18 protein-coding genes are annotated in these 15,964 nt (G+C 47.4%); 17 read left to right on the forward strand and 1 reads right to left on the reverse strand.

What is annotated here, in order from left to right:
* Positions 1-138: 138 nt before the first annotated feature.
* Genes M0P91_RS06775 through mrdA form a run of 17 tightly spaced genes read left to right on the forward strand, consistent with a single transcriptional unit; the run spans position 139 to position 15,437 of the window.
* Complete coding sequence (locus M0P91_RS06775) at positions 139-570, forward strand: CoA-binding protein (protein WP_295065963.1); 432 nt, start codon at positions 139-141, stop codon at positions 568-570.
* Between the two features lie 9 nt (positions 571-579).
* Entirely contained in the window at positions 580-1,791 is a 1,212-nt protein-coding gene (gene ilvA / locus M0P91_RS06780) for a threonine ammonia-lyase (RefSeq protein WP_295065965.1), read from the forward strand.
* A 10-nt stretch (positions 1,792-1,801) separates the two neighbouring features.
* The gene (locus M0P91_RS06785) at positions 1,802-3,940 is read left to right on the forward strand and encodes a hypothetical protein (RefSeq protein WP_295065967.1); all 2,139 of its coding nucleotides are present in this window, start codon (positions 1,802-1,804) and stop codon (positions 3,938-3,940) included.
* Positions 3,937-4,830 (forward strand): phosphatase, encoded by an 894-nt coding sequence (locus M0P91_RS06790; RefSeq protein WP_295065969.1) that lies wholly within the window; start codon positions 3,937-3,939, stop codon positions 4,828-4,830. The genes M0P91_RS06785 and M0P91_RS06790 overlap by 4 nt, the downstream gene beginning before the upstream one ends.
* 48 nt (positions 4,831-4,878) lie before the next feature.
* Complete coding sequence (locus tag M0P91_RS06795; RefSeq protein WP_295065971.1) at positions 4,879-5,733, forward strand: NAD(+)/NADH kinase; 855 nt, start codon at positions 4,879-4,881, stop codon at positions 5,731-5,733.
* 3 nt (positions 5,734-5,736) lie between these two features.
* The gene (locus M0P91_RS06800) at positions 5,737-7,272 is read left to right on the forward strand and encodes an AAA family ATPase (RefSeq protein WP_295065973.1); all 1,536 of its coding nucleotides are present in this window, start codon (positions 5,737-5,739) and stop codon (positions 7,270-7,272) included.
* Positions 7,273-7,276: 4 nt separating this feature from the next.
* A complete protein-coding gene (locus tag M0P91_RS06805; RefSeq protein ID WP_295065975.1) occupies positions 7,277-8,053 on the forward strand; it encodes a TatD family hydrolase in 777 nt (258 codons plus the stop codon).
* 18 nt (positions 8,054-8,071) lie between these two features.
* Positions 8,072-9,289, forward strand: a complete 1,218-nt coding sequence (locus M0P91_RS06810) for a lytic transglycosylase domain-containing protein (protein ID WP_295065977.1) — start codon at positions 8,072-8,074, stop codon at positions 9,287-9,289.
* On the forward strand, positions 9,279-10,088 hold the full coding sequence (locus tag M0P91_RS06815) for a septal ring lytic transglycosylase RlpA family protein (RefSeq protein WP_295065979.1): 810 nt from the start codon (positions 9,279-9,281) through the stop codon (positions 10,086-10,088). Before M0P91_RS06810 ends, M0P91_RS06815 begins: the two co-directional genes overlap by 11 nt.
* A 1-nt stretch (position 10,089) precedes the next feature.
* Entirely contained in the window at positions 10,090-10,662 is a 573-nt protein-coding gene (gene hisB, locus M0P91_RS06820; protein WP_295065981.1) for an imidazoleglycerol-phosphate dehydratase HisB, read from the forward strand.
* Positions 10,659-11,150: an HAD family hydrolase gene (locus M0P91_RS06825; protein WP_295065983.1), complete on the forward strand. Its 492-nt coding sequence runs from the start codon at positions 10,659-10,661 to the stop codon at positions 11,148-11,150. Before hisB ends, M0P91_RS06825 begins: the two co-directional genes overlap by 4 nt.
* Positions 11,151-11,669, forward strand: coding sequence for an LPS export ABC transporter periplasmic protein LptC (gene lptC / locus M0P91_RS06830; protein ID WP_295065984.1), 519 nt, complete (start codon positions 11,151-11,153; stop codon positions 11,667-11,669).
* A gap of 2 nt (positions 11,670-11,671) precedes the next feature.
* Complete coding sequence (gene lptA, locus M0P91_RS06835) at positions 11,672-12,163, forward strand: lipopolysaccharide transport periplasmic protein LptA (RefSeq protein WP_295065986.1); 492 nt, start codon at positions 11,672-11,674, stop codon at positions 12,161-12,163.
* Entirely contained in the window at positions 12,160-12,774 is a 615-nt protein-coding gene (yihA, locus tag M0P91_RS06840; RefSeq protein ID WP_295065989.1) for a ribosome biogenesis GTP-binding protein YihA/YsxC, read from the forward strand. Before lptA ends, yihA begins: the two co-directional genes overlap by 4 nt.
* A complete protein-coding gene (locus tag M0P91_RS06845; protein ID WP_295066136.1) occupies positions 12,767-13,231 on the forward strand; it encodes an N-acetyltransferase in 465 nt (154 codons plus the stop codon). The genes yihA and M0P91_RS06845 overlap by 8 nt, the downstream gene beginning before the upstream one ends.
* On the forward strand, positions 13,198-13,653 hold the full coding sequence (locus tag M0P91_RS06850; protein ID WP_295065991.1) for a hypothetical protein: 456 nt from the start codon (positions 13,198-13,200) through the stop codon (positions 13,651-13,653). Before M0P91_RS06845 ends, M0P91_RS06850 begins: the two co-directional genes overlap by 34 nt.
* Positions 13,650-15,437, forward strand: coding sequence for a penicillin-binding protein 2 (gene mrdA / locus M0P91_RS06855; RefSeq protein ID WP_295065993.1), 1,788 nt, complete (start codon positions 13,650-13,652; stop codon positions 15,435-15,437). Before M0P91_RS06850 ends, mrdA begins: the two co-directional genes overlap by 4 nt.
* A gap of 2 nt (positions 15,438-15,439) precedes the next feature.
* Here mrdA and ybeY read toward each other — a convergent pair whose 3' ends face one another.
* The gene (gene ybeY, locus M0P91_RS06860) at positions 15,440-15,862 is read right to left on the reverse strand and encodes an rRNA maturation RNase YbeY (RefSeq protein WP_295065995.1); all 423 of its coding nucleotides are present in this window, start codon (positions 15,860-15,862) and stop codon (positions 15,440-15,442) included.
* Between the last annotated feature and the right edge of the window lie 102 nt (positions 15,863-15,964).

The following is a 15,964-nucleotide window of genomic DNA, read 5'->3' on the forward strand; positions in this document are numbered from 1 at the left end:
GAAATGAAAATCGCGCGTCCGAGACAACGCTATACCGGGGAAAAAAGTCGCAAAATATAGTCAAGAAGGGGGATTTGTATTTTAGACTTTCTTTGAATTCGGTATAATGAGAATACTTATACCATTACAGGAGGTTTTATGGAATGCGAATTCCCGACTATCAATGCTACAAATGATGAAATACGATCAATTTTAGCGGATGTTAAAACGATTGCCGTTTTGGGACTATCTCCTGATTCTTCCAAAGACAGTTACCGTGTTGCCCAGTACCTTCAGAACGTCGGTTATACGATTATCCCCGTTTATCCGAAAGAGGATACGATTTTAGGAGAACAGGTCTACCGCTCTCTTGAAGAGATCCCTGTAAAAGTGGATATGGTCAATATTTTTCGTAAGCCCGATGCACTGGATGCGATTGCCGATGCGTGCATTACGCGCGGAGACGTAAAAGTTTTTTGGGCACAAAAAGGGATCGTTAACAACGAAGCGGCCGAAAAAGCAAAAAGAGCCGGAATGCGAGTTGTACAAAACCATTGTTCAATGGTAGAACACCGCATGATTAACACGTAAAGGGTTTGATTGATTCATTTAGAGACCATTTATCAAGCGCATCATAGAATCAAAGGGGTTGTGGTCCATACGCCGTTTGCGTATGCACCGAGGTTGAGCGAACAGTGCGGATGTGAAGTTTATCTTAAAAAAGAGAATCTTCAGGTGACCGGAGCGTTTAAAATTCGGGGTGCTTACAACAAAATAGCAACCCTCAGCGAGGAAGAGCGCCAGTGCGGCGTGATCGCCGCAAGTGCGGGAAATCATGCCCAAGGGGTCGCTATGGCGGCACAGATGTTCGGTATCAAGGCCCTCATCGTGATGCCCGATTCGACGCCGCTGACTAAAATCAACGGAGTGCGCTATTACGGTGCCGAGGTGATTCTGGCGGGGAACAATTATGATGAAGCGTATGCTTACGCCGCCGAATACGGAGAGAAGCACGGCATGGTTTTCGTCCATCCCTTTGCCGATGAAGCGGTCATGGCGGGACAGGGGACGATTGGTCTGGAGATGATCGAGACCCATCCCGATCTCGATGCGATCGTGATCCCCGTCGGCGGAGGGGGATTGATATCCGGGATGGCCGGAGCGATTAAAGCCTTGGCCCCCACTATTCAGGTGATCGGTGTCAGTGCGGTGGGGGCACCTGCGATGAAAGAGTCGTATGAAGCCAAGAGAGCCATCGATTCGACTGCGGTGCGGACTATTGCCGACGGTATCGCGGTGAGAGACACCTCTACTATTACTCTGGGACACATTCTTGAATCGGTCGATCAAATGGTGAGTGTCGATGATGAAGAGATTGCGAATGCCATTTTATTTTTGCTGGAACGGCAAAAATTGGTTGTTGAAGGGGCCGGTTCCGTTGGCGTCGCGGCGTTGCTTCATGATAAGATTGATAATCTTAAAGGGAAAAAAGTGGGTGTCGTCCTCAGCGGAGGCAATATGGATGTGACGCTCCTCTCCATCATCATCGAAAAAGGGTTGATCAAATCGGGACGAAAAATGAAACTCACGGTGACATTGATCGATAAACCGGGGGCCCTTATGCAGCTGACCCAAATGCTTCAGGGACTCAATGCCAATATCGTCCATATCGCGTACGATCGTACCTCTACGACCCTCGCTTATGGAGATGCCAATGTTATGATCCATTTGGAGACCAAGGGACAGGAACATCAAGCACAGATACGTGCCCTTTTGAAAGAACACCGGTATTTAAGCAGCGAAGAACATTAGGGGCTCAAAAATGGAAATTTTACATTTATTGAATATTAAAATTCCCATTTTACAGCTCAAAACCCTATCGGACGGGAATCTCGCAATTATTGACGCACAAACATCGGTGCGCATTGTTTCGGTGGAGAGTTATCGGGTGATTGACGGTTTTAAAAGCAATGTCAATCATGAACGCTATACCGGATCCGAAGTGGATATCTCCCTGTGCGGCCATTTTTCCATCTCCACTGTACCGGGTAAAAACAAAGCCGCTCTTTTCAGTGTCCCGAAAAGGGAGCTGATCTGCAAACTGGGGCGTCATTCGGGGGATATCGAGAGCGTTGCGATCGATCCGAACAGCCGCTACGGTATCACGTGCGGACAAGATGGCAAAGTGGTTGCCTGGGTTTTGAAAACAGCCCGGTTGGCATTTTCATTACCTTCTCATGCCGATTTTGTTACCACCGTCGCCTTCAATGACAGCGGACACTGGGTTGCGACGGGAAGTTTTGATCGGACCATTAATCTACTTAATATCGCAACGATGAAAAACCCCAAGAAACTCAGAGGACATAATAGTGTCGTGGTCAAAATCGTTTTTCTTCCGGATGTGCGATTGCTCTCCGCCGAGAAAGAGGGGGGGCTGATCCTCTGGGACATTCGAAGCGGAAATATTGTCAAGCGTCTCTCCAAAATGAACGACGAGATCACGGCAATGTGTACCACCGACGATAAGCGGTTTCTTTTTGTGGGGACACAACTCGGGTACGTCGGACTTTACAATCTGGAGACGATGGAGCTGGTCCGGGCCAATTATCTCAAAGAGGGGGAGGGGATTAGCTCCCTTGCTTTTATCGGTAACGGATATCGTATTGCCGTCGGTACGATCGAAGGAAATGTCCGGTTCTATTCGCTCTACGGGGATGAGCAAAAATATATGGAGCTTCTACATAAGCGACGGTATAGAGAGTTTTATACCGCTTTGGAAGAGAACCCTTTTTTACTCTATTCGCGGCCCTATGCCGTTATCGAATTGATCTGGGAAGATACGCTGGCCAAAGCAAAGCACTATCTTGAAAAAGGGGAGTCTGAGAAAGCGAAAAGTTTATTTCTGCCGTTCGAAGGGATTCCGAAGAAAAAAAGTTTAATCAAACATATTCTTCATGAATATGAAAAATATGCACAGTTTCAGGCCTATACGCAAGAGGGGCGTTTTGCCCTCGCCTATTCGATGGCGAAACAGTATCCCATTTTTCAGGAGACAGAGCCGTACCGAAAAATGGAGATGCATTGGAAAAAGCTTTTTACCAAAGCGCAAGAGCTGATTTTAGGATCGAACGGCGAAGAGCAAGCCAGAAAAGTGTTGTCACCGTATCGGGGGATATCTGAAAAAACTGTTCTGATTCAACAACTCTTTGCCGATAAACGGATCTATGAATATTTTAAAAGGGTAATCGTTTCACGCGATTTCGTCAAATTTTTCGATTTGATCCGTATCCACCCTTTTTTGAAGGAGTTTGCCGAATATACGACGGTCCTTGAATATGCCGACAAACTCTATATCAAAGCCCAAAAAGCGTATCAAAACGGAGAATTTTCGGTGGCCCTCAAGGGATGCGAAGTTTTGATCCACTTTCCCGATTATCATCATGAAGCGCACGAAATGATGGAGACGATCAAAGCTAAACATCTCTTTTTCGATGCGATTACGGCAAAAAACATGGTCAATGCCTTTGCCTACCTCGACACCTATCCCTTATTATACGAGACGGCGGAAGCGCAGTTATTGGAACGCCAATGGAACGAAACGGTGGATAAAGCGCAGCGATATGCCGCCAGGGGGATGGTGGAGGATGTCCGGAAAACCTTTAAGGGATTCCAGAGTATTTCGGCAAAATTTACCGCAATGGCCAGTGTTTATGCCCAATGCTATCAAGTCCAACTGGAAAACAAACTGCGTGCCGATTCGCCTCAATCGATTTTGGAGAGGGGAATCGGGCAGTACGTCCGCTTTTTTGGGATCGATGAGGGGATTACTCTAGTATTTAATTTTTTCAAAAATAAATATGAATCGGAGTTGGAATTGGAAGGGTTGGAAGAGGGGGACCTGAATAACTGGTCTCCGTCGATGATCGTGAAAGAGATCGGAGAAGAAAGGGGTGCAGTGTGATTGCGATTGATTTGGGATCCAACACGATCCGAATGGTCACTTTTGACGGTGAAACGTGGGGAAAAAGTTTTGAAAAAGTGGTTCGAACCGCTGAATCGCTTCATACGACACAAAGAATCGGCGATTCAGCGGTCGAACGGATTATCGGTGCCATTGAAGAGGGGAAGCAAAAACTTGATTTTCATGCGCACGACGTGATCGGTGTCACGACGGCGGCAATGCGCTTGGCGCAAAACCGTACCGAGGTGCTGGAGATTATTTTTAGACGTACCGGAGTGGTATTTACCCTGATTGACGGAGAGAAAGAGGCTGCGTTGACCCTGATGGCGGTTCGGTATCGGTTGATGCAAATGGGGAGGCTCCCCTCCCGCTTTCTTTTGTCCGATATCGGCGGCGGTTCGACGGAGTTTGTCGAATCCAAGGAGGGGTCATGCCGATCCGTCAGTTTTAATATCGGAATCGTGACCCTCAGCGAAAGTGCAACGCAGGAGAGCGAACGGAATAAAAAGCTGGCGTCGTTTGTATCGGACATTCGCTCTTTCGCAGACCCGCACGGAGGGGATTTGCTGGTTTTGACCGCCGGTACCCCTACCACCATAGCGGCGTATTTATCGGGTATGGATTACGACCATTATGATCCGGAGCGGATCAATGGATTTAAACTGAGACTAAAAGATTGCCATCGTGTCTATCAAGAATTGCTGGATATGGATGAAGCTACCCGTATCCGTTATGTCGGAGTCGGAAGAGAACAGCTGATTGCTACGGGAATTCTGATGGTGATAGCGATCTATTCGGCCCTAAATATTCAGGAGGCCGTTGTCGTGGACGACGGATTGCGCGAAGGGGTTGCTTTGAACTATTATGCGCAGTCGTGTCATATTTTTTGACGCAGCGGCGAAGTTGGTTATAATAGAGCAAAAAAATGGTGCTTTTCATTGAAATTAGATAATATTAAACGTATCGGAATCATCCTCCGCCCCTCTACCCCGGAGTTAAAAGAGATGTTTTTTGATACCAAACGGGTTTTTGAATCACGCGGTATCGAAGTGATCATTGATAATATCAGCGGTGCGATGATTGACGTGATGGGGCAGCCTTTTGAATCGCTGTGCAAAAACAGCGATATCCTTGTCACGATCGGCGGTGATGGGACGTTGATCTCGGCGGTACGCCGTTCCTACGACTATCAGATTCCGGTGATGGGGATCCATGCCGGAAAATTGGGGTTTCTTGCCGATTTTGATTGTAACGAATTAGAAGCTTTTGTTGACAAACTGATCGCGGGAGAGTACCGAATTGATGAACGGGCAATGATCCAGGCGACGATTATCACCAAAGAGGGGGAGGAGAGGGTCGTTGCCTTTAATGATATTGTCCTGACCCGCCCTTCGATCTCAAAGATGATCCGTTTGGAAACCTACGTAGACGGGAGAAGCTTCAACACCTATTACGGTGACGGTGTCGTGATCTCCACTCCTACCGGATCAACTGCCTACAATCTGTCGGCAGGGGGGCCGGTCCTTTTTCCGATGACCAAGGTCTTTGCCCTGACCCCGATTTGTCCCCATTCGCTGACACAGCGCCCCGTTGTGTTGCCCGGACATTTTGAAATCGAGATTAAAACCCCCGATGCGAGTGCTCTGGTGATTATCGACGGTCAAGATCTGGTTGAAATCAGTGACAGCGATACGGTTCACATCCGGCTGGCCAGCGGTGCCGCCCGTCTTATCCATCGAAAAGAGTTTAATTATTTTGAAGTCCTCAAAGAAAAACTGGGGTGGGGGGAATAAATTATGATTGAGAGATTTTACCTCAAAGAGTTTTTAACCTTTAAAGAGGCGGAATTGGAATTTCATCCGGGGTTGATCGTATTTACCGGCCCCAGCGGAAGCGGCAAGTCAATTTTGATGCGTTCCATTCTGGCATCGGTCGGATTGGACAATGTGGATGCAAAGGTGTGCGAATCGAGCGTTTTATGGAGTATCGATGAAGAGCTCTACGGGATACAAAACGAAGCGGTTAATATTTTTCGTCAGGTTAAAAAAGAGAAAACCCGCTATTTTATCAATAATCAAAGCACCTCAAAATCCTCTATGGAGTCGATCAGTTCAGGCTACATGCGTCATTTGAGTCTAAAAGAGTACAGTGATTTTGACCCCTCGGCCCTTATCTCCTTAATCGACGAGAGGATCTCCCTTCAAAATCCGTATCATTATCACCTTTTGGCACGTCATAAAGAGCTCTTCGGGGAGTTTAAAATGTTAAGCGATCAGCTGCATGCGATTGAAGAGCAAGAGAGGCATCTGGCCGAGCTTAAAGAGTTTGCTGCCTATGAAATTGGTAAAATTGATGCCGTCAAACCGCGCATAGGGGAAGATGAAGAGCTTGGCCGGATCAAGAAAGAGCTTTCGAAAAAAGAGAAGATCGAGAAAGCGATCCAGAATGGCGAAGCGATTTTCGGATACGAATCGCAGGTGATTCATGCCCTGAACCTTTTAGAAATCGAGAGCTCATTTTTTGATGATGCGATGAATGAACTACGGGGGATTTTCGAAGGATCATGGGAACGTCTCGGGGAACTCGAAGAGGTTTCAATCGAGGAGATTCTGGACCGTATCGAACAGATCTCGGAACTGAAACGGCGATACGGCGGCATTGAAGAGGCATTGCTCTACCGTGACCAAAAAGTGAAGGAGTTGGCTTCTTACGAGACGATAGAACACTCAAAATCGGATCTGATAAAACGGATCTTTGCTTTAAACGAAGAGCTGAGTACCCTTGGCAACGAGTTGTCCCTTCAGCGTCAAGCCGAGTTGCCTACGGCACTCTCGGGCTTGAACGGATATCTGCTGATGCTCTATCTGCGTGAAGCGACGCTCGAACTCCAACCGTGCGAACGCAATGCCACGGGGCAGGATAAAGTGATCTTGGGACTTTCGGGGACAAAGCTCGACAAACTCAGTTCGGGAGAGTTTAATCGTCTCCGTCTGGCACTGCTTGCATTGCGGGTAGAGAGCATGGAAAGCAGCGGCGGAGTATTGATGCTCGATGAGATCGATGCCAATCTAAGCGGTGAAGAGTCGATGAGCGTCGCAAAAGTGCTGCGTCACCTCTCAAGCCGCTATCAGATTTTCGTCATCTCCCATCAGCCTCAGCTCACGTCGATGGGGGATCAGCACTTTTTGGTCTACAAAGAGGGGGAGAGCCGCGTCCGTCCGCTGAATGAGGATGAGCGGATCGAGGAGATTGCCCGTATCATCAGCGGCGAGGGGATCAGCGACGAGGCGATAGGATTTGCCCGAGATTTATTTGAGCGTTCCAAAGGATGAGAAAATGATTATAGATACCCACGTCCATCTGGACGATGAACGCTACCGCGACGATTTTGACGAAATGATGGCCCGCGCGGAGGAAGCGGGGGTGCTTGCGCATCTTATCCCCGGTGCCCATCCGGGTACGTTACCCCGAGCCGTCGAAATTTGCGAGAAATACGATCATGTCTATTTTGCCGTAGGAGTCCACCCCTACGACATGGAGACAATCGATTCGGTCGATTTTGAGAGTTTTGCAGGGCATCCCAAATGTGTGGCAATCGGCGAATGCGGATTGGACTATTTTCGTTTAGAGGGGAGCGACGAAGAGAAGGAGGCTGAAAAGAGGCGTCAGAAAGAGGTGTTTCGCCATCAGATACGGCTGGGCAAACGGTTTAAAAAACCGCTGATCGTCCATATCCGAGATGCCAGCCACGATGCGAAAACGGTGTTACTGGAAGAGGAAGCCTCTGAAGTAGGGGGGGTGCTCCATTGCTATAATGCCGATGATGAACTCCTTTCTTTGGCAAAACAGGGGTTTTATTTCGGAATCGGAGGGGTGATTACGTTTCAAAACGCGAAAAAACTTGTCAATATCCTCCCTAAAATTCCCCGCGATAAACTTCTTATCGAAACCGATGCCCCCTATCTGACACCCCATCCCCATCGCGGAGGTCGAAATGAGCCCTCCTATACCCGCTATATTGTGGATAAAGTAGCCGATTTACTGAATATTTCTGTTCATGAGGTAGAATCTATAACGACATCCAATGCGAAAAAACTATTCGATTTCGGATAGTCAAGGGGGGGGATAAAGGTGACAAAAACATTGCTCTTCCTCTTTATCCCTTTAATGCTTTGCGCCATAGGATTTGATCCGAATGATCGCCAAAAGATCGAAGTACTGCGCCATTTTGACATCCCCCCTTCCTTTTTAAGGGACCCGTCTCTCCATGATCTCTACACTCAAAAAAAACGGGAATGTCTTTTGAACGGTTTTGCCGATTCGGAAGAGAATGCCGATATGTTCATCCCCATGCTCTCCTCTCTTATTGCCCAATCCGATTTGCCGAGCGAATTTTTATTTATTGCCCTGACGGAATCACGATTGCGGGTTTGCAGCACCTCTTCGCACGGCGCGGCGGGATTGTGGCAATTTATGGCAAAAACCGGAAAATTGCAGGGATTGGAGATCGATCAGTTTGTAGACGAACGGCGTGACCATATCAAATCGACCCGTGCCGCCATCACCTATCTGAGCAGTTTGAAAAAGGAGTTCGGAAAATGGTATTTAGCGCTGATCGCTTACAACTGCGGCGACGGCAGACTCAAAAAAGCGATCCGAAAAGCGGGGACAACCGATTTGGCCGTATTGGTCGATCCCAAACGCTCCTATCTCCCTTTGCAAAGCAAAAACTACATCCGAAAGGTAGTCGCTCTGGCACTATTGGCGAGCGATGAAGTATTTTTATCGGATATCCAATACGATACGCTGCTTGACAAAGAACACGAAAATCCGATTGCTACGGTCTATCTGCCCGAAGGGGAGGAGATCGACCGAATCGCCGCGGTTTTGGAGATGCCGAAAACATCGCTGGTGAAGCTCAATACCCATCTAAAAAAAGGGGTAACCCCGCCCAATCAGGACTCCTATCCGATCTATATCCCGAAAGAAAAATTGGAGGATTTTCGTCTAAAATACCATACGCATGAGTTGAAAGGGTATTTTCTCCTCCACCGTGTCAAGTCGGGCGAAACGTTAAGTCACCTTTCCAAGCGTTACAATGTTCCTCAAAGTTCTATTATCCAAGAGAATAAAATAGAATCCGATGGACAACCCCTTTCCAACCGAAGCCTGAAAATACCGATCAACAAACCGTTTTTGAAAAGTACGCGGCTCCATACGGTCAAGTCGGGGGAAACCCTAGCTTCAGTCGCCTCATTGTATAATTTGGCACTAGAACAGATCAAAGCGAAAAATCCGCGTCTGTCAGGTTCGTTGAAAGAGGGGGAGGAGTTAAAAGTTGGCGATTAAAACCCTGTTGCTTGGCCTAGCCCTTCTGATCGGAGGGTGCACGACGAAAACCGGTTCGTATTCGTATAAAGGGTACAAACCGTCCAAAAAACGCCCCTCCGAACAGCTTGCCTTGAGCTCATCGACCGTTTATAAAAAAAACGGTGAATTGCAAGCAACGATGCGTCCTTATACCGTGCTGGGAAAAGAGTATTGTCCGACGGTAGTGCGGGTAGGAGATACCTTAAGCGGCAGAGCGAGCTGGTACGGAAATGATTTCCACGGAAAGCAGACCTCCAGCGGTGAAGCATACGATATGCACGCAATGAGCGCTGCCCATAAGACGTTACCGATGAATACGGTCGTTCGGGTGACCAACGAAGAGAACGGTTTGCAGACGATTGTCCGGATTAATGACCGGGGGCCGTTTGTCGAAAGCCGGATTATCGATTTGTCCTATTCGGCGGCCAATGAGCTGGGGATGCTTCGCAAAGGGAGTGCCCCGGTCACTTTGGAGGTTTTGGGATTCGAACCGGATGAGATGCGTACCATCGATATGGGTGCTCTTGCCAGAGGGCCCAAAGAGAGTCTGCTGAATTCCTTTTTTGTCCAAATCGGTTCGTTTGAGCGTTTTGAAGGGGCTTCGCATACAAAGAAAAAGTATGCCGATTTTCAAGGCTACAGCGCAATTATCAAAGATACAGAGTATAATAACAAACGATTATTCCGCGTGTGGCTCGGAGGATTCCGAAGCGAAGAGGAAGCGCGCGATTTCATTTCTAAGGGCTATTTCAGAGGCTCGTTTATCATAAGGGAATAAAATGATTCAAAAAAACCGAAAAACAAAAGAGACCGATATTACGCTGTCTTTGAATCTTCGGGGAGAGGGGAAGAGTTCCGTCTCTACCAAAGTTGGGTTTTTAGATCATATGCTTGAGAGTTTTGCAAAGCATGCCTTGATCGATTTGGAGATTGAGTGCGTGGGGGATATCCACATTGACGACCATCACAGTGTCGAAGATGTCGGAATCGTAGTGGGACAGGCCCTGCGCGAAGCGATTTATCCGATCGAGAAAGTGGAACGGTTCGGAAATGCCGTGATAGTCATGGATGAAGCGGCCGTGAGCTGCGATCTGGATCTCAGTAACCGGCCGTTTTTGGTGTATGAGGTGGAGGTGAACGGAAAAATCGGTACCTTTGATACCGAATTGGCCGAAGAGTTTTTCCGTGCCCTCGTTTTTAATGCCGGCATTACCGCCCATATCGTAATGGTTCGGGGAAAAAACAAGCACCATATTATCGAAGCGGCATTTAAATCGCTTGCCGTAGCTCTGCGACGTGCTTTAACCCGGAATGAACGTGCCGGTGTTCCGAGTACCAAAGGGGTACTGTGATTCGGCTCCTTATTCTGGATGTTGACGGCTGTATGACGGAGGGGAAAATAATCTACACCAATAGCGGCGACGAACTGAAAAATTTTAACGTCAAAGACGGTTTTGCAATCAAAGCATGGATCAAAATGGGGCATCATGTCGCGATTATTACGGGGCGCCGTTCGGAGATTGTGGAATACCGTGCAAAAGAGTTGGATATCCACCATTTCCATCAGGGGGTCAAGGATAAACGGGCCGTTGCACAGCAATTGTGCGCCGAACTGGGGTTCGATCCCTCGGAAGTGGCCGCGATCGGAGATGATCTCAACGATTATCGTCTTTTGCAATGGGTCGGTTCCGCGTATACCCCGGCAGACGGCTCGGAGTATCTCAAGCCGATTTCCCACGTGCTGGAACGTTGCGGCGGTGATGCCTGCGTACGTGAAATGATTGAAAAAGTGATTCGCAAGAACGGTGAAGAAGAGAAATTTTTAAGTTTTTGGGTATAAATGTCGATTAACTTTTTTTTTGTTTTTTTGTTGGGTGCGATGTTGAGTATGTTTGCCTATTTTAAACCCTCATCCGCACACAATACAATGAGCGGGGAGATTCCTAAGATTGAGCTGGAATCATTTGTCATTTATGAGGTGGAACCGCAAGGGGTCAAACGTTTTTTTGAGGGGAAAGAGGGGAAGCTGTTCGATGAGCGTTATGAGATAACATCAGCCAAATTCAGCAATAATACAAAACATTTACTCGAATCGATTCAATCCGATCATGCCCTCTATCAAGCCGATTTTATCACGCTGAACGGAAATGTCCGTTATCAGAGAGAGGACGGATTGCAATTTCGCTCAGAGGAGGGGACGTATGACCAAAACCGTTCCATTATCCGGACAGAGGGGGATTTTGTGATTACCCGGAACCGTAATCGGATCGAGGGGACAAAACTCTATTACAACATTGACGACGATACCGTTTCGGCCGACGCCATTCGCGGAAGCTACCACTTAGATTTAGGAAAATAATGATGATAAAAAAAATTCTATCCCTACTCCCCCTTTTGGGGATATTGCTCTCGGGTGAAGAGCTTAAAGTTATTTCGGATAGCTTTAAAGGGGATCAACAAAAAGGGATCTCCGTTTTTACCGGGAATGTGAAAATATCCAAAGGGCGTGACGAACTTAATGCCTCCAAGCTGACGATTTATACCGATAAAGAGCATAAACCGGTTAAATACCTTGCCGAAGGGGATGTGTCGTTTTATATCGTGACCGAGATGAAAGAGATTTACAAAGGGAAAGCGCAAAGCGCCCTCTACCTCCCCAATGAGAGTGAATACCAATTTAATAAAAAAGTCGATCTGTTCCGTTTGGATGATTTCCGCCGCATAAAAGGGGATAAAATCATTGTCAATACCGTAGCCGGACATGCAGCTGCCGAGAGTGCGGATCACGAACCGGTCATTATGGTTTTTACGTTACAGGATAAAAATTCGACACACAAAAGCGGGTTAAAATGATTGAAATTATTGATTCGTCGTTTATGACATCCGCACCGAATATCAAACTTGCCCCTGAAAACGAGTTTAGGAACGAAGTGGCATTTATGGCCCGTTCCAATACCGGTAAAAGCTCTTTGCTCAATACCCTGACCAACCGAAAATCGCTCGCAAAGGTGTCGGCAACTCCGGGTAAAACACGTCTCATTAACTATTTTGACGTAACGTTCATCGATCGGGAGACGGAAGAGCGGCTGCATGCTAAATTTGTCGATTTGCCCGGATTCGGATACGCCAAAGTGGCTAAATCGCTGAAAAGCGACTGGGAAAGCAACCTGACCTCGTTTATCACCGATCGTCGCCAAATCGCCGTATTTGTCCATTTGATCGATTGCCGCCATCCCGATTTGGAAATCGACCGTTCGGTAGCCGAATATCTGCAAGAGATATGTACTCCCGATCAATCCATTGTGACCGTATTTACGAAAATCGATAAACTCAACCAAAAAGAGCTCTCCGAACTGCGAAAGCGGTTTCCCGATTCGCTGATGATCTCGAACAGCAAACGGCGCGGGGTCGATGCGATTGTCAAGACGATTTACGGAGTTCTGAAAAGCGATCATGATGCCTGAAATCCTCTATAAAAAGCCGACCCTTCTGGATATCCCGGCAATGCAGACCCTGGTCGCTCCGGAAATTGAATCGGGGGTGATTCTCCCTCGAAGCAACGATGAGATTGCGACCAATATCCGTTCGTATTTTTTAGCCATGGAGGGGGAAAAACTGGTCGGATTTGTCGCGCTTCATATCCACTCTCCCCAATTGGCGGAATTGAGATCGATGATTATTGATCAGAACTATCGAGGAAAGAATATCGGCAGCATGCTGGTGGCAAAAGCGTGCGAAGAGGGGAGCGCCCTGGGGCTAAAAGAGGTATTGGCCCTAACCTATCAACAACGTTTCTTTGAACGACTCGGATTTGTCGAAATCCCGAAAGAGTCAATTCCCGAACACAAAATATGGGCTGATTGCATTAAATGCAAACATTTTCCGGTATGCAACGAAGTATCCCTTATCAAAACGCTTTAAGTCAGCTTTTGCTGGTCGGTGCATTTTTAGTCTATACCGGCTTGAGTACACTGTACCTTTTTTTGCCTCCGTTATTGGCGGTTTTGTTTCTTGCATTTTACAAAGCTTTGAGTCGGCATGATCTCTTCGGAGTTTTGATTGTCGTCATGATGATGCTTATTTTTGAAGCGGAAAAAGGGTTCTGGTTCGGGAGCACGGTACTCTATTTTACGTTGGTTTCACGGATGGTTATCCCTAAAATCGAGCAGGTGGTACAGTGCCGTCCTTGTATGGGGGGGATATTTGTTCTGTTTTCCTATCCGGGCTACTGGCTTTTTATCTGGATGGCCAATCAGATGTTTTTGCTGGAGCTACCGGCAATGGATTGGCACATCGGATTGTATATTGCAATTGAATTTTTAATGGTTGTCGCATTTATATGAGAATTAGAATTTTACTTACCCTTTTTGTCATTGTCTGGATCAGTTTGATCGTTCGGGTATTCCATCTTGCGATTCAATCGAATGAATATTACGAAAATCTTTCGGAAAACAACAGCATTAAAACCGAATTCTCCGCACCGGTACGGGGTGAGATTCTGGACCGCAATCTCGAACCCATCGCCATCAATGAACTCGGGTTTAAAATCGCTCTGGCTCCCCATTTGACCAAAGGGGACGATACCCGTTTGCTGGATCGTGAAATTGCCTATCTTCTTTCGATGATTCCCGGATTGGACGCGAAAAAAATAGCAAAAACGTATAAACAGGCTGATTCGTACTACAACCATAATTTTATCGATGTGGTCGATTATATCCCCCATGAAACCGTTATCCCTTTGTACGCCTTAATGAGTTTGCGTGAAACCATAGCGATTTCCCCCTCTCCGAAACGCCTTTATCCTCATGGAATGATTGCATCGCATCTGATCGGATATGTCGCAAAAGCCAATCAAAAAGAGGTGGGTGCCGATGCGTCGCTCCAACTGTTGGGGCATGTCGGGAAAAACGGTATCGAGAAATATTACAACCGCTTTTTGCAAGGGGTGGCCGGAGAACGGCGAATCAAAGTCAATGCCCGCAATGTCGAGATTGAGGAGATCGGACGTACGGAGACGCAGGAAAACCATAACTTGGTTTTAAATATCGATATGCGGCTTCAAAGTTATATCAGCGAGCTTTTTGAAAAGAGGGTCGGTTCCATCATTGTGATGGATATGTACGGAGCAATTTATGCTGCGGGGAGCTATCCGGAATACGATTTGAACTCTTTTGTCTCGGGGATCAGTTCCAAAGAGTGGAATGCGCTGATGACCAGTATGGATGCCCCTTTTACCAACAAACTGATTAACGGGCTCTATCCTCCCGGCTCCACCGTCAAAACGGGTATGGGACTGATTTATGTCACTTCCGGTGTCATGGATGAACACACCTCTGTCGATTGTACCGGATCGATGAAACTGGGGAACCGATCGTTTCGCTGTTGGAAACATACTGGGCACGGGAAGGTAGATATCTCCAAGGCAGTAGCGCAAAGTTGTGACGATTATTTTTATAAGGGGAGCATTCAGCTTGGCATCGAGCGTATGAGCAAAGGGCTTATGCGGATGGGACTGGGGAAAAAGAGCGGGATCGATCTGCCGAATGAATTTATCGGTACCGTCCCCAACCGTGAGTGGAAACGGGAGAAATTTAAAAAACCGTGGTATCAGGGGGAGACGCTCAACACCTCGATCGGGCAGGGGGATTTTCTGGTTACTCCGATGCAAATTGCACAGTATACCGGTTTGATGGCCACCGGAAAGCTCCCGACCCCCCATGTGGCAAAATTGATAGGATCTGACCCTTATACCCCGTTGCCGCTGGATGTGCTGAGCCCCCTTGAAAAAGAGAAACTTCCGATTATCCAGCGTGCGATGCGCGGGGTGTGCAATGATCCCGGAGGGACGGCAAAAGGACATATTTCGACCCGTTTTCCGATCGCCGGAAAAACCGGGACGGCACAAACGAGCGGTATCGCCCAAGGGGCCAAAGAGCGCCAAAGCGAACACGATATGGAGTATTTAAAACGTTCCCATGCGTGGTTTACCACCTACGGCCCTGCCGACAATCCTCAATTTATCGTAACGGTCATGATCGAGCACGGAGGGCACGGCGGGGAAGAAGCGGGGGGGATCGTTTCGAGTATTTACAATAAACTCGATGATTTAGGATACATCAAGCGTTAATTCTACTCTTCGAGGGTACGGACGATGAGGCTTTTGGGGAGATTGAACGTGCCGATCAGCTCCGATTCACGCTCACGCATCTCTCCGCTGTCCACCTCGTGATCCATCCCCATCAGGTGCAGCATCCCGTGGATAAAGAGGAGGGCCAGCTCCTCATCCGGGGTATGACCGAGTTCATTTGCCACACTTTCAACTTTGTCGATGCTGATGACGATGCTCCCAAGCGGGGCACCGGGGAACGGATCGCTGGGAAAGCTTAATACATCGGTCGCTTTGTCGATACCGCGAAATTCCCGGTTTATCTGGGCGATTTCGTCGTTATCGGTCACGATCAACTCGATTTCACCCTCACTCAACGCATCGGCAATTTGTTCTAAAAGGGCAAAATTGTAATTTTTTTCGGTTCGGTTGTCAAGTTCTATCATAACGGCATTATACCGTTTTCAGCTAATGAAGTGGCATTTTAATGATTATTCTACAAAGATAGAGATATAATCGAAAACTTAATTATGAGGTTAAAAATAGAA

The sequence above is a fragment of the Sulfuricurvum sp. genome (assembly GCF_023229695.1).
Classification (GTDB): domain Bacteria; phylum Campylobacterota; class Campylobacteria; order Campylobacterales; family Sulfurimonadaceae; genus Sulfuricurvum.

Coding starts and splice junctions, on each gene's coding strand:
- M0P91_RS06775 (WP_295065963.1), top strand. CDS start 139: ATGGAATGCGAATTCCCGACTATCAATGCTACAAATGATGAAATACGA.
- M0P91_RS06785 (WP_295065967.1), top strand. CDS start 1,802: ATGGAAATTTTACATTTATTGAATATTAAAATTCCCATTTTACAGCTC.
- M0P91_RS06800 (WP_295065973.1), top strand. CDS start 5,737: ATGATTGAGAGATTTTACCTCAAAGAGTTTTTAACCTTTAAAGAGGCG.
- M0P91_RS06805 (WP_295065975.1), top strand. CDS start 7,277: ATGATTATAGATACCCACGTCCATCTGGACGATGAACGCTACCGCGAC.
- hisB (WP_295065981.1), top strand. CDS start 10,090: ATGATTCAAAAAAACCGAAAAACAAAAGAGACCGATATTACGCTGTCT.
- lptC (WP_295065984.1), top strand. CDS start 11,151: ATGTCGATTAACTTTTTTTTTGTTTTTTTGTTGGGTGCGATGTTGAGT.
- lptA (WP_295065986.1), top strand. CDS start 11,672: ATGATAAAAAAAATTCTATCCCTACTCCCCCTTTTGGGGATATTGCTC.
- yihA (WP_295065989.1), top strand. CDS start 12,160: ATGATTGAAATTATTGATTCGTCGTTTATGACATCCGCACCGAATATC.
- M0P91_RS06845 (WP_295066136.1), top strand. CDS start 12,767: ATGCCTGAAATCCTCTATAAAAAGCCGACCCTTCTGGATATCCCGGCA.
- M0P91_RS06850 (WP_295065991.1), top strand. CDS start 13,198: ATGCAACGAAGTATCCCTTATCAAAACGCTTTAAGTCAGCTTTTGCTG.
- mrdA (WP_295065993.1), top strand. CDS start 13,650: ATGAGAATTAGAATTTTACTTACCCTTTTTGTCATTGTCTGGATCAGT.
- ybeY (WP_295065995.1), bottom strand. CDS start 15,862: ATGATAGAACTTGACAACCGAACCGAAAAAAATTACAATTTTGCCCTT.